General features: G+C 67.0%; 12 protein-coding genes. 10 read left to right on the top strand and 2 right to left on the bottom strand.

The features are described 5' to 3' along the window. Positions 1-22: 22 nt before the first annotated feature. Entirely contained in the window at positions 23-775 is a 753-nt protein-coding gene (locus C486_RS07175) for a universal stress protein (RefSeq protein ID WP_008454635.1), read from the bottom strand. A gap of 116 nt (positions 776-891) precedes the next feature. Here C486_RS07175 and C486_RS07170 point away from each other — a divergent pair, with 116 nt between their 5' ends. The 6 genes from C486_RS07170 to mutS all read left to right on the top strand — a co-directional run bounded on the left by C486_RS07170 (position 892) and on the right by mutS (position 7,249). Then, positions 892-2,025, top strand: a complete 1,134-nt coding sequence (locus C486_RS07170; protein ID WP_049910239.1) for an ABC transporter ATP-binding protein — start codon at positions 892-894, stop codon at positions 2,023-2,025. After that, positions 2,022-2,834: an ABC-2 type transporter gene (locus tag C486_RS07165; protein WP_008454633.1), complete on the top strand. Its 813-nt coding sequence runs from the start codon at positions 2,022-2,024 to the stop codon at positions 2,832-2,834. Before C486_RS07170 ends, C486_RS07165 begins: the two co-directional genes overlap by 4 nt. Positions 2,835-2,876: 42 nt before the next feature. After that, complete coding sequence (locus C486_RS07160) at positions 2,877-3,122, top strand: DUF7861 family protein (RefSeq protein WP_008454632.1); 246 nt, start codon at positions 2,877-2,879, stop codon at positions 3,120-3,122. Between the two features lie 48 nt (positions 3,123-3,170). Continuing rightward, positions 3,171-3,494: a tRNA-binding protein gene (locus C486_RS07155; RefSeq protein ID WP_008454631.1), complete on the top strand. Its 324-nt coding sequence runs from the start codon at positions 3,171-3,173 to the stop codon at positions 3,492-3,494. 75 nt (positions 3,495-3,569) lie between these two features. After that, positions 3,570-4,292 carry a hypothetical protein gene (locus C486_RS07150; RefSeq protein WP_008454630.1) on the top strand — a complete coding sequence of 241 codons (723 nt, stop codon included), beginning with the start codon at positions 3,570-3,572 and terminating at the stop codon, positions 4,290-4,292. Positions 4,293-4,555: 263 nt separating this feature from the next. After that, complete coding sequence (gene mutS / locus C486_RS07145) at positions 4,556-7,249, top strand: DNA mismatch repair protein MutS (protein WP_008454629.1); 2,694 nt, start codon at positions 4,556-4,558, stop codon at positions 7,247-7,249. Between the two features lie 352 nt (positions 7,250-7,601). Here the strand turns inward: mutS and C486_RS07140 are convergent, their stop codons facing one another. Then, positions 7,602-7,796, bottom strand: a complete 195-nt coding sequence (locus C486_RS07140) for a hypothetical protein (protein ID WP_008454628.1) — start codon at positions 7,794-7,796, stop codon at positions 7,602-7,604. 255 nt (positions 7,797-8,051) lie between these two features. On the opposite strand from C486_RS07140, the gene C486_RS07130 reads away from it, so the two are divergent. The 4 genes from C486_RS07130 to C486_RS07115 form a co-directional block, all read left to right on the top strand. Further along, on the top strand, positions 8,052-8,852 hold the full coding sequence (locus C486_RS07130) for an SDR family NAD(P)-dependent oxidoreductase (RefSeq protein WP_049910237.1): 801 nt from the start codon (positions 8,052-8,054) through the stop codon (positions 8,850-8,852). Positions 8,853-8,957: 105 nt separating this feature from the next. Then, positions 8,958-11,174 carry a DNA mismatch repair endonuclease MutL gene (mutL, locus tag C486_RS07125; RefSeq protein ID WP_008454623.1) on the top strand — a complete coding sequence of 739 codons (2,217 nt, stop codon included), beginning with the start codon at positions 8,958-8,960 and terminating at the stop codon, positions 11,172-11,174. Positions 11,175-11,270: 96 nt separating this feature from the next. After that, on the top strand, positions 11,271-12,332 hold the full coding sequence (gene rtcA, locus C486_RS07120; protein WP_008454621.1) for an RNA 3'-terminal phosphate cyclase: 1,062 nt from the start codon (positions 11,271-11,273) through the stop codon (positions 12,330-12,332). A 182-nt stretch (positions 12,333-12,514) separates the two neighbouring features. After that, a partial coding sequence (locus tag C486_RS07115) for a sugar kinase (protein WP_008454619.1) occupies positions 12,515-13,156 on the top strand: 642 nt, incomplete at its 3' end.

Genomic DNA, 13,156 nt, shown 5'->3' with positions numbered 1-13,156 from the left:
CCCGGCCGTTCGGTCCCGGTCGTTAGCCGTCTGCCGTGTCCCCGCCGTCTGCCGGCTCGAGATACTCGCCGCGAATCACCAACACCGGATCGACCGTCCGTCGGGCCAGTCGTTTGGCGCGGTCCCGGAAGATGACCCGACGGATGGACGGGCGACTCTCGCCGGCCACCAAGAGGTCGTGGTCGGCCGCCGCCTCGACGATCGCCGCCGTGGGCGAGTTGTCGACGACGACCGTGCTGTCGATCCGGCCGCCGTCGACCCCCGCAGCGACCAGTTCCGACCGGGCCGTCTCGAGCAGTTCCGTTCCCGCTGCCCGCGTCGATTCGTCCGGCGCAACGTGAAAGAGCGTGAGTTCGAGGGCCGTGCCGTCGAGGATCGTCGCGAGCAGCCGAGCGATATGCTCGACGTTGACGTCGCTTCGAACCGCGACGAGTACCGTCTCGAGGACGGGTGCCGGATTGAGCACCAGGACGGCGTCACAGGCGTTGTCGACGGCGACGCGTTCGAACGTTTCTAGCCGGTCGTGGGTGAAGGCCAGTCGCGATGTCACGTCACAGCCCGCCTCTTCGAAGACCGTCCGCAACTCCTCGAGTTCGGCCCGCGCGCGGTCGCCGTACTGCGCGCGTGCCTGATCCGTTCCGGTCTGATCGGGGAGGTCGCGATAGCCGAGCAGGACGACCGGAATCGACGCGAGCGCGTCGACGATCGTCCGCGGGACGCTCTCCCCCTCGAAGATGGCGACCGGGATCAACACGCAATGGTCGCGGTCTGACATGGCTGCTGCGTCGTCCTCCCACGGGTAGCGTAATATATCCCGGACCCGGGTTGTTCTCGAGCCCGAACGCGGGAGCGGCCGCGCGTTTTTGTAACTCGGCGAGTTAAAATAGTACTGTGACAGCGCGAGAAAACAGCGGGACGACGAGCGGAACGGATGCCGTGGCTGCGTCCAGTCAGAGAGCCGGCGCGGCTCCCGGCGACGACGCGGTGAGGACCGACCGGGAGGACGGAACGGGGCGGACACCGGCCGAAACGCGCCCGGACAGCGGTGAGCCGTCGGCGACGGATGACCACGACATCGCCGTCTCCGTTACCGGACTGTCAAAGCGGTTCGGCGACGGCGAGACGGCGGTCACCGCGGTCGATGACGTCGGTTTCGACATCGAGACCGGCTCGATCGTGGGCCTGCTGGGGCCGAACGGTGCCGGCAAGACGACGCTCATCAAGTCGATCCTCGGGATGGTCGTGCCGGACGCGGGCAGCGTTCGGATCCGCGGCATCGACCTCCAGGAGCGACCGCGGGCGGCCTACAGCGCCGTCGACGCGATACTCGAGGGGGCGCGCAACGACTACTGGCGGCTGACCGTCCGGGAGAACCTGCGGTACTTCGCCACCATCAGCGGCGTCGACCCGAACTCGGTCCGCGACCGCCACGACCGGCTGCTGGCCCAGCTCGACCTCAAGGCGAAGGCCGACGTTCCGGTTCGTGATCTCTCCCGGGGGATGAAACAGAAGGTGTCGCTGGCGAGCGTCCTCGCCGGGGATGCCGAGGTCGTCTTCCTCGACGAACCCACGCTCGGGTTGGACATCGAGAGCTCCCGGACGCTCCAGCGGGAACTGCGACGCCTCGCCGAAGAGGAGGACCTCACCGTCGTCCTCAGCAGCCACGATATGGATGTCGTCGAGACGGTCTGTGACCGCGTCCTCATCATGTCCGATGGGGCGATCATCGCGGACGACACCGTCGACGCCCTGCTTGCCGACACGGACCGCCACTGCGTTCGGATCACGAGCGCCGATATCGACGCCGCGCTCGTCTCGCGGCTGCGACGGCGCTTCGAGGCGATCGAGGCCGAGCGACGCGACGCCGGCCACCGGATCGAGGTCGTGACCGACAGCGACGGCCTCTACGAGCTGCTGGCGACGCTCCGGGGCGACGGCGTGACCCTCGAGCGCGTCCGGACGGTTGAGCCGGACCTTGAGGACGTCTTCGTCGAACTGACGAGCGACGATCGGGGTGAGCGATGACCGCGGACCGATCGGACGCGACCGAAGCGCCGCGGCCGGCCGGCTACCGCCACCTCGCACGCGCCGTCCTCTCCCGCGAGTACCTGATTTTCGTTCGCTATCCCGCGAACGCCATCGGCGGGCTCATCGCCTCGGTGTTCTTCTTCGGGCTGCTGTTCTACGGCGGCCGGGCGATCGCCGGGCAGGCGCTGACCGACTCCATCGAAGGGATCATCGTCGGCTACTTCCTGTGGTCGCTCTCGGTCGGGGCGTACTCCTCGATCGCGAACGACATCGGGAGCGAGGTCCAGTGGGGGACCCTCGAGCGCCACGTGATGTCGCCCTTTGGCTTCGCCCCCGTAGCACTGTTGAAGGGCCTCGCCAAGATCGTCCGCTCGTTTGTCACCTCGTCAGTGCTGCTCGCGGTGATGCTGCTGCTCACCGGGCGGAGCCTCGAGTTGAACGTCGTCACGATCGTCGTCGTCGCGACGCTCAGCATCGTCTCGGTACTGGGGCTCGGACTGGCCGCCGGCGGCGTGACCGTCCTCTACAAGCGGGTCGGCAACTGGCTCAACCTGCTCCAGTTCGGCTTCATCGTACTGATCTCCGCGCCCGCGTTCGACCTCGGCTGGCTGCGGTTCTTGCCGCTGGCCCAGGGCAGCGCGCTCCTCCAGCGGGCGATGATCGATAACGTCCGGCTCTGGGAGTTCCCGGCTGTCGATCTCGCGATCCTCGTCGGGGTCGCCGTCGGGTATCTCGCGCTCGGCTACGCGGCCTTCCAGTACGCCACCCGCCGGGCGCGCCGGCTCGGCGTCCTCGGGGATTACTGACCCGCCGCCAGACTCACACCCGCAGCAGCCGTTCGGTTCCGTATGGCCCACGACAGAATTCACGCGCGGAAGCCGACCCACGACCTCGAGCGGTGGTCCGTCGGGACGATCGATGCCGTCGATCAACGGGACGGCCACGCCGTCTTCGCGGTGACGACCGCGGACGGCGAGTCGATCGAACTCGTCGTGACGGTCGCGATCCGCGACCTCGTCCTGCGGCGACTCGACCTCGCGGCCGACGAGTCGCCGATCGGTGCCCGCGTCTGGTACCGAACGCACGGCGGCTGACGGTCGCGGATCGATACCTAGTTTTCGGTGGCGACGGTACCGTGGGGCATGGTCGAGAGCCCGTTCGACGTGACGATCGAGGTTGGCGAGGTACTCGAGGCCGAACCATTTCCCGAAGCCGAGAAGCCCGAGATGACCAAGCTGTGGATCGACCTCGGCGACGAGGAGATCCAGTCGGCCGCCCAACTCGACTACCACTACGACGCCGCCGACCTCGAGGATCGACAGGTGTTGTGTGCGACGAACCTCGGCTCCGTGCGGATCGCGGGGTTCAAATCGGAGGCGCTGACCGTCGGCGTTCCGAGTGAGGAGGGGTATCCCGTGTTGGTCTCGCCCGACGAGGACGTGCCGCTTGGCGGGCTGGTCTACTGAATCCGGACGATTAGTCCGCACAGAGGATAAAGTGATAAAAATTTCATTCTCCCTGTTACGTAGTTTGGATGATTGATGGGCCAGCACGAATCGCGCTCCGATTCGGTATCGAAGTCCGAATCTGGCACCGATAATCGCTCTGTCGACGACTCCGGATCGACAGCGAGTTCGAGCGATTCTGAACCGGACGAGCAGCAACCCCCGGCCGAGGAAGTCGATATTGAAGCGCTCGAGATCGTTCGAAAAGAGTCCCGTGAGGTACTCGACGAACAGCTATCGCTGCTTGGGGACATCGATGATAAGGCAATGCGGACGGTCCGAACTGCGGTTCTCTTTATCGGCCTCGTTATCTCCGCGATTCAGATCAGTGGTAATTCGATAACGACCGAGGAGATCGGAACGTGGCCGTTCAGAGTCGCGACCAGTGGTGTCGTGTTTTTGCTCGCTTCCATCGTGGCGGGTATTTGGACGTATTCCGTCTCTGATCCGAGTTTCGGCGTAAGTAGTGACCATCGAAAAGACGTCGTTGCGGGTGGATATACGGAGCGTGAGTGGCTTCGGTTTCAACTGAACGAATACGATGAGTGGACCGAATCGATGCGGAAGACGAATCAGACGAACGTCGTCGGGTTACACACGACGCTTTTCTCGCTGGTCGCGGGCGTACTTTGCCTCCTGCTTTCCGCCGTGTTGACGCTGGAAGGTAGTCCGGACGAATTCCTTTATCCGACGCTGGTCACGGCTTTCCTCGTACTCGGGATTGCCGCAGTTTTATGGGTAACGAGGCGGAAGGGATAGATGAACATGGGCCGCTCACCGAAGACTGACCGCGAACTCGAACCGGAGCAGGGACATAAGGGACCGGGAGTGCTGTCTGCTGTCCGGACTCGAGCGAATAACTTCATTAGCGGCCTCAGAAAGTAGCCCACGCCGTTTTTGACGTAAGTTACTGGACATCGGGGATCGTAACCGATCGATGTCCGTCTTCGCTCCCGTCGCTGCCCGACCACGTTCACCGCGGATCCCGCAGGGTTTTTGCGGTGGAACGACAGTCACCGAGTATGACCGAGGCGACGGGAATCGTCGGAGAGTTTTTCTCCCTCAAAGAGGGCACCGACGCCGATTTACTGGCGATGCAGTGTGGCGACTTCTACGAGTTCTTCGGCGAGGACGCCGAACTCGTCAGCGAGGAACTCGATCTCAAGGTGTCACAGAAGTCCTCTCACGGCTCGTCCTATCCCATGGCCGGCGTGCCACTCGACGACCTGACGCCCTACCTCAAGGCCCTTGTCGAACGGGGCTATCGCGTCGCCGTCGCCGACCAGTACGAGACTGAGTCCGGCCACGCACGGGAGATCGTCCGCGTCGTGACCCCCGGGACGCTCCTCGAGACCAGCGACGCCGACGCCCAGTACCTTGCGGCGGTCGTCGACGGCGGGAGCGCCGGCGGCTCGAGCGGCGGTGAATCCGGGTACGGACTGGCCGTCGCCGACGTGACGACGGGCCGATTCCTCGTCGCGGACGCCGACGACGCCGACGACGCGCTGACGGAACTCTATCGGTTCGATCCGGTCGAGGTCCTGCCGGGACCGGCCGTCCGAACCGACGACGAACTGCTGACGACCGTCCGCGAGCGCATCGACGCGACCCTGACCCTCCACGAGACCGAATCGTTCGCGCCCAAGCGGGCGGCCCACACGGTTCGCGAGCAGTTCGGCACCGAAACCGTCGCCCGACTCTCGGTCGGCGAACCGACCATCGCGGCGGCCGGCGCGATCCTCTCGTACGTCGCGGAGACCGGCGCGGGCGTGCTCGCCTCGATGACCCGCATTCAGGCCCACCACGGCGACGATCACGTCACGCTCGATGCGACCACCCAGCGCAACCTCGAGTTGACCGAGACGATGCAAGGCGAACGCGACGGCTCGCTGTTCGCGACGATCGACCACACCGAGACCAGCGCCGGCGGCCGCCTGTTGAAGGAGTGGCTCCAGCGCCCGCGGCGCTCGCTCGCGACGCTCGAGGAGCGTCAGGAGAGCGTGGCCGCGCTCTCGACGGCGGCGCTCGCCCGCGACGAGATCCAGGACACCCTCGGCGAGGCCTACGATCTGGCTCGCCTCGCCTCGAAGGCGACCCACGGCAGCGCCGACGCGCGGGATCTCCTCGCGGTCCGGGAGACGCTGGCAGTGCTGCCCGCGCTGGCCGACGCGGTCGAGTCGAACCCGGACCTGGCCGACTCGCCGCTCTCCGAGATCGTCGCCCGACCGGATCGAGATGCCGCCCGGAACCTCCGGGACACGCTCGCGGACGCCATCGCCGAGGACCCGCCATCGACGGTGACACAGGGGGAACTCCTCCAGCAGGGGTACGACGACGAACTCGACGAGGTAATCGAGCGCCACGAGGCGATCAGGGAGTGGCTCGACACGCTCGCCGACCGCGAGAAGCGCCAGTACGGACTCTCACACGTCACGGTCGACCGGAACAAGACCGACGGCTACTACATCCAGGTCGGCAAATCCGCCGCCGACGGCGTTCCTGACCACTACGAGGAGATCAAGACGCTGAAGAACTCGAAGCGCTTTACCACCGACGAACTCGAGGAGAAGGAACGCGAAATCCTCCGGCTCGAGGACCGGCGCGGCGACCTCGAGTACGAACTCTTCGCGGACCTCCGCGAGGACGTCGCCGCGCAGGCCGAACTGCTCCAAGACGTCGGCCGGGCGCTGGCGACGGTGGACGCGCTCGCGAGCCTGGCGACACACGCCGCCGAGAACCGCTGGGTACAGCCCGCCCTCCATCGAGGCAACCGGCTCGAGATCGAACAGGGCCGACACCCGGTCGTCGAGCAGACGACGGAATTCGTTCCCAACGACGTGCGACTGGACGAGGAGCGCGGCTTCCTTGTGGTTACCGGGCCCAACATGTCCGGGAAGTCGACCTATATGCGACAGGTCGCCTGTATCGTCCTCCTGGCGCAGGTCGGCAGCTTCGTCCCCGCGGAGGCGGCCGAGATCGGGCTGGTCGACGGCATCTTTACTCGCGTCGGCGCGTTGGACGAACTCGCGCAGGGCCGGTCGACGTTTATGGTCGAGATGAGCGAACTCTCGAACATCCTCCATACCGCGACCGAGGAGTCGCTGGTCATTCTAGACGAGGTCGGCCGCGGAACGGCGACCTACGACGGTATTTCGATCGCCTGGGCCGCGACCGAGTACCTCCACAACGAGGTCAAGGCGAAGACGCTCTTTGCCACCCACTATCACGAACTGACCGGGCTCGCCGACACCCTCCCGCGCGTGGCCAACGTCCACGTCGCCGCGGACGAACGCGACGGCGAGGTCACCTTCCTCCGAACCGTTCGCGACGGCCCGACGGATCGCAGTTACGGGATTCACGTCGCCGACCTCGCCGGCGTTCCCGACCCCGTTGTCGACCGCTCGAGGACCGTCTTGGAGCGGCTACGCGAGGAAAAAGCCATCGAGGCGAAGGGCGGCGGATCGAGCGACCCCGTTCAGGCTACGTTCGATCTGGGCAGTGGAACGATGCGGACCCAAACGGCGGCCCAGGGACAGTCCCCGTCTCAGACGGCGTCGACCGACGGCGGCCCGCCGGAGGCCGAGTCCGAGACGCGATCGATCGATCCCGAGACTGAGGCCGTGCTCGAGGATCTCGAGTCGCTCGACGTGAACACGACGCCGCCGATCGAACTCGTCTCGACGGTCCAGGAACTCCAGGAGCGACTCGAGGAGTGACTGCATGCGAGGGCGGTACGCTGATCGAACCCGCCGCAGTGCGAGTCAGTGCCGTCACCGGCGCGGCGTCCCTGGATAGGGCTGTCGGCGTCGAACGGTCCCCCGACTCCTTAGCTACCCAGTGACACACCACGTTTCCGGTGAACGCTGACTGCCGGTGTCGGAACGGTTCGGCCGCCGTGACCCGCGTCGACCTGCGTTTCGGACCGGTGGCCTTGGGCTCCGTCCGCCCCGGGAGCGGATTCGGCGGTGGCCGCTGTTGCTCCCACTGCGCTTAATTCGTCGTTCCGCCCGAGCCGTGCGGTTCCTCGGGACGGCGATCGGTCTCGCTCCACGGCCGGCCAACGGGACGTTAGCACAGTTCGCCCAGATCGCGCCAGTCGTAACAATCGTGGAGATCGACTTCGAGCTCGAGCCCGCAGCCCTCGCAGTAAAAGGCGACCGTCCGGTATCCGGGCTGAAACTCCTCCCATTCACCGTGGTCGTTGCATTCGATTCGAATCCCTCGTTCTCCCCTCTCGGGGACGTCGACGGTGTAGTTGTGCATAATGATGGAACACTCCGTCTCCGAACTCGACGGGGGTATCGACCATCGGAGCGCCCTTAGACCTTTCACCGATCCGCGGACCGGGCTCAGCACCACGGACAGGACTGGCCGACGCCGTCGCTGCCCGGGTACCCGCGATTCGAGCCGGCTGCTCCCGGGTGTCAGGCTCGAGGGGTGGATCCAGATGGTGCTCGTCGAGCATGGCGGCTCCCGCCATCGGTAGAATTTTGAGCCGCTGGGACACCCGTTAGCACGATGCATGAGCCAGATTTCGACGTGGCTGGACGGACCGCGATCGTCACCGGTGCGAGTCAGGGAATCGGCCAAGCGATCGCGGAGACGCTCGCAGCGAGCGGCGCGAACGTGGCGATCTGCTCCCGGTCGATGGACCGCGTGGGACCTGTTGCTGAGGGGATCAACGAGGCCGCGGACGCGGGCGAGGCCATCGCCGTCGAGTGTAACGTCCGCGAGCGCGACCAGGTCCAGGCGCTCGTCGACGACACCGTCGACGAGTTCGGCGACGTCGACATCCTCGTGAACAACGCCGGCGGGGAGTTCGTCGCGCCGTTCGCGGACATCTCGGCCAACGGCTGGAAGACCATCGTCGACCTCAACCTCAACAGCACCGTCCACTGTACGCAACTCGCCGGCGCGGTCATGCGCGAGGGGTCAGGTGGCGTCATCATCAATCTCTCGAGCGTCAACGGCCAGCACGCCGCGCCCGGCGAGAGCCACTACGGCGCGTCGAAGGCCGCGATCATCAACCTGACCGAGACCCTCGCTACGGAGTGGGCCGAGGACGGCATCCGCGTCAACTGCATCGCACCCGGCCTGATCCAGACGCCCGGCGTCGCCGACACGCTTGGCATCGACAGCGAGGCCATGCCGCCCCGCGAGGAACCCGATCGCCGCATCGGTCACGCCGCGGAAATCGCCGACGTCGTCCAGTTTCTCGCCAGCCCGGCTGCCTCCTTCATGACCGGCGAGACGGTGACGGTGAAAGGCGTTCCTCGCGCCGGCAACTCGATGTCCCAGGACCTCGGTCTCGAGGATTGACGACCACGGAGTGCCCAGGACGTAAGACCTAACCACACGCCGTCTGTACCTGTAGCCGACACAGCAGGCGCGTCGGCGTGCTCCCCGTGCCGACGCCGACCCATCATGAGTGACGAGAACACCCCCCCGCAGGACGCGACCGAGATCCACGAGTTAGACGAAGACACCGTCGCCCGAATCGCCGCCGGCGAGGTCGTCGAGCGGCCCGCCAGCGCGGTGAAGGAACTCGTCGAGAACAGTTTAGATGCCGGCGCCTCGAGCGTCGACGTTACCGTCGAGGCGGGCGGCACCGAACTGATCCGGGTGGCCGACGACGGCCATGGGATGAGCGAGACCGCCCTCCGGACGGCCGTCCGCGAGCACACGACCAGCAAGATCGACGGGCTCGAGGACTTGGAGTCCGGCGTCGCCACGCTTGGCTTCCGCGGCGAGGCGTTGCACACCATCGGCTCGGTGTCGCGCATGACCGTTCGCTCGCGACCCCGCGTCGGGGACGGCGCGGGGACGGAACTCGTCTACGAGGGCGGCGACGTGACCAGCGTCGAGCCGACGGGCTGTCCCGAGGGGACGACGGTCGAAATCGAGGACCTGTTCTACAACACGCCGGCCCGCCGGAAGTTCCTCAAGACGACCGCGACAGAGTTTTCCCACGTTAACCGCGTCGTCACGCGGTACGCCCTCGCGAATCCGGACGTGGCGGTCACGCTGACCCACGATGGTCGCGAGGTGTTTTCGACGACGGGCCAGGGCGATCTACAGGCCGCCGTGTTGGCCGTCTACGGCCGCGAGGTCGCCTCGGCGATGATCCCCGTCGAGGTCGACGGCGACGACCTCCCTCCGGGACCCCTCGAGTCAGTTTCCGGCCTCGTTTCCCACCCCGAAACGAACCGCTCGAGCCGGGACTACCTCGCGACGTACGTCAACGGCCGCGCCGTGACCGCCGACGCCGTCCGCGAGGGGATTATGGGGGCCTACGGCACGCAACTGGGTGGCGACCGCTACCCCTTCGTCACCCTCTTCCTCGCGGTGCCCGGCGACGCGGTCGACGTGAACGTCCACCCGCGCAAGCGGGAGGTCCGCTTCGACGACGACGACGCGGTCCGCCGACAGGTCGACGCCGCGGTCGAGAGCGCCTTACTCGAGCACGGCCTCCTTCGGTCCCGCGCGCCCCGTGGCCGGTCGGCACCGGGCGAGGCGCGAGTCGATCCCGGTGATCGCGGGACCACGGATACGGCGTCCGGGAAACACGGCGGTGAATCCGCGACCCGCGAAACCGGGCTCGAGGCCGCGTCGACCGCCGCGGACGCGACCGACAGCGAAACCGAACCGACAGCCTCGGACGGGGAGGCCGACCCGGACGCCAAGCCACCGTCCGGTGCGTCCGCGACCGCAGGGTCCGGGACCGACTCGAGCGACGCGGACGGTCCCGCCGACGGGCGTTCCGCGAATCCGCACATCGCCTCGAGTCACACGGACGCCCCACCGACGAACGCGACGGCGGCAAGCGCCGAGCCGGGATCGGAAACTGACGGCGACGTTGCGGCCGAGTCGAGCGGAACGGGAGACGGCTCGAGCCGGTCCGATTCGGAGCGAACCGCCGAGTTGTCGGGGGATCGAGACCGAGGTCGTGATTCGCGTCCAGCTCGCAAGTTCGACGCTGCGACCGACCAGCGGACGCTGACCGGCGAGACCGCGACGGGCGAGGAGACCGCGTTCGACTCGCTGCCCAACCTGCGCGTGCTCGGCCAGCTCCGCGACACCTACCTGGTCTGTGAAGGCCCCGACGGCCTCGTCCTGATCGACCAGCACGCCGCCGACGAACGGGTCAACTACGAACGCCTGCAGGCCGCGTTCGCGGACGACCCGACCGCGCAGGCGCTCGCCGAGTCGGTCGAACTCGAGTTGACCGCGGCCGAGGCGGAGGCGTTCGAACACTACAGCGAGGCGCTCTCGCGGCTTGGCTTCTACGCTGACCGGGTCGACGACCGGACGGTCGCCGTGACGACCGTCCCCGCGGTGCTCGCGCAGACGCTCGAGCCCGAACGATTACGAGACGTGCTCGCCTCGTTCGTCGACGGCGACCGCGAGGCCGGTGCCGAGACGGTCGACGCGATGGCCGACGAGTTCCTCGGCGATCTGGCCTGTTATCCGTCGCTCACCGGGAACACGTCATTGACGGAGGGGTCGGTCGTCGACCTGCTCGAGGCGCTAGACGACTGCGAGAACCCCTATTCCTGCCCGCACGGGCGACCGGTCCTCGTCCGGTTCGACGACCGCGAACTCGAGGAACGGTTCGAGCGGGATTATCCGGGCCACCAGTAGCACCCGTCACCCAACCGCCCTCTGACGGCACTGGCTCGGGAGAGTCACACGGCCGCGATCGCCACCGGTAGGCTACTCGAGGCTGAATCGACGCCCATGACCGATGTCCACGACCTCGACGGCTCGAGTGCCGGCGGCCAGTTCCTGCGGACCGCGCTCGGCCTGTCGGTCCTCGAGAACGAACCGGTTTGCATCGAGAACGTCCGGGGTGACCGGTCGACCCCCGGGCTTCGCCACCAGCATCTGGCGGTCCTCGAGACGATGGCTGCGATCTGTGACGCCGACGTGTCGGGTGCCGAACTGGGGGCGGAGGTGGTCGAATTCGATCCGGGACTCGAGTCCACCGCCCGGCCGGGACCCGATCCACTCGAGGGCGGAGCGTACGCCGTCGACATCGAGACCGCCGGCAGCGTGACGCTGCTGTGTACCGCACTGCTCCCGCTGGCGACGGTCCTTGAGTCCCCGCTGTCGGTGACGGTCACCGGCGGGACGGACGTGGCGTGGTCGCCGCCGCTGGACTACTTCCGGACCGTCACACTCCCGTTGCTTCGCCGGTTCGGCCTCGAGGCGACCTGCGAAGTCGACCGGCGCGGGTTCTATCCAGACGGCGGCGGCGAGGTCACGCTTCGGCTCGAGCCCTCGCGTCTCGAGCGGATCGACCTCGTTGAGCGGGGCGCGCTCCAGGGGCTCCGACTCTACTCGACCGAATCGGCGTCGCTGGCCGATCGCGACGTGGCGAATCGGCAGGCCGAGGGGGCACTCGAGCGACTGGACGGGGTGTCGGAACTCGAGGTGACAGAGCGCTCCGAGACGCCCGTGGACAGTCCCTCGCCGGGCTCCGCCATCGTCCTCCGAGTCGATCATGGAACCGGCGTCGCCGGCTTCTCCGCCCTCGGCGAGCGCGGGAACCCAGCCGAGCGCGTCGGCGAAGCCGCCGCGGACGCCGCGAACCGATTCCTCGAGGGGGCGGCACCGGTCGATCGACACATGGCCGACCAGTTGCTCGTCTTTCTCGCGCTCGCGGGCGGCCGGATTCGTGTGCCCGCCGTGACGGCGCACGTCGCGACGAGGTGTGACCTCCTCGCGTCCTTCGGCGCGGGGATCGACCGCGAGCGCGACGACGGGACGGTCGTCCTCTCGCACGGGGGCTGTACGTAGTCCTCGCTGGGCGTGCGGTTTCGATCTCGGAGCGCACCGTCGCTCGAGCGTCGGAGACGGACGGGCTCGCGAGAAATCGGGAGAAGGTACCTACCGACACCATTTATATCACAGTCACCCACTTATTGAGATATGTGCGACGCGACCCGTCGTAGTTCCGATGCGGTACAGGGGTGGCCCCGATGAGCGACATCGTCACCTTCGGCGAGACGATGCTCCGACTGTCGCCGCCGGGCGACGAACGACTCGAGAACGCGGCCGAGTTCGAGGTTCGCGCCGCCGGGGCCGAAAGCAACGTCGCCATCGCGGCGAGCCGGCTGGGCGCATCGGCGACCTGGCTGTCGAAAGTGCCCGAGACGGCGCTCGGACGGCGCGTCGTCGGCGAACTCCGTGGTCACGGGATCGAGACTGACGTCGTCTGGAGCCATCGCGGCCGGCAAGGAACCTACTACCTCGAGCATGCGGGCAAACCCCGCGGAACGAACGTCATCTACGACCGGGAGAACACCGCCGTCTCGACGGCGGAGGCTCGCGAGTTCGATCTCGATCGGATCCGGAACGCGCAGGTCTTCTTTACGACCGGGATCACGCCCGCGCTCTCCTCGACGCTGCGAGACACGACGCTCAATCTGCTCAAGGCGGCTCGGAAAGGCGGGACGACGACCGCCTTCGATTTCAACTACCGGCGCAAGCTCTGGTCACCCGACGAGGCTCGGGAGACGCTGACCAAGCTGTTCCCCGGCATCGATGTCCTCATCATCGCCGCCCGCGACGCGCGAACGGTTCTCGGATTCGAGGGCGATCCGCGACAGTTGGCACACAAA

This window comes from Natrinema gari JCM 14663 (assembly GCF_000337175.1).
GTDB classification, from domain to species: Archaea; Halobacteriota; Halobacteria; order Halobacteriales; family Natrialbaceae; genus Natrinema; species Natrinema gari.
The sequence above is the reverse complement of the archived record's forward strand: the minus strand, read 5'-3'. Positions and strand labels throughout refer to the sequence as shown.

Coding starts and splice junctions, on each gene's coding strand:
- C486_RS07175 (WP_008454635.1), bottom strand. CDS start 775: ATGTCAGACCGCGACCATTGCGTGTTGATCCCGGTCGCCATCTTCGAG.
- C486_RS07165 (WP_008454633.1), top strand. CDS start 2,022: ATGACCGCGGACCGATCGGACGCGACCGAAGCGCCGCGGCCGGCCGGC.
- C486_RS07160 (WP_008454632.1), top strand. CDS start 2,877: ATGGCCCACGACAGAATTCACGCGCGGAAGCCGACCCACGACCTCGAG.
- C486_RS07155 (WP_008454631.1), top strand. CDS start 3,171: ATGGTCGAGAGCCCGTTCGACGTGACGATCGAGGTTGGCGAGGTACTC.
- C486_RS07150 (WP_008454630.1), top strand. CDS start 3,570: ATGGGCCAGCACGAATCGCGCTCCGATTCGGTATCGAAGTCCGAATCT.
- mutS (WP_008454629.1), top strand. CDS start 4,556: ATGACCGAGGCGACGGGAATCGTCGGAGAGTTTTTCTCCCTCAAAGAG.
- C486_RS07140 (WP_008454628.1), bottom strand. CDS start 7,796: ATGCACAACTACACCGTCGACGTCCCCGAGAGGGGAGAACGAGGGATT.
- C486_RS07130 (WP_049910237.1), top strand. CDS start 8,052: ATGCATGAGCCAGATTTCGACGTGGCTGGACGGACCGCGATCGTCACC.
- mutL (WP_008454623.1), top strand. CDS start 8,958: ATGAGTGACGAGAACACCCCCCCGCAGGACGCGACCGAGATCCACGAG.
- rtcA (WP_008454621.1), top strand. CDS start 11,271: ATGACCGATGTCCACGACCTCGACGGCTCGAGTGCCGGCGGCCAGTTC.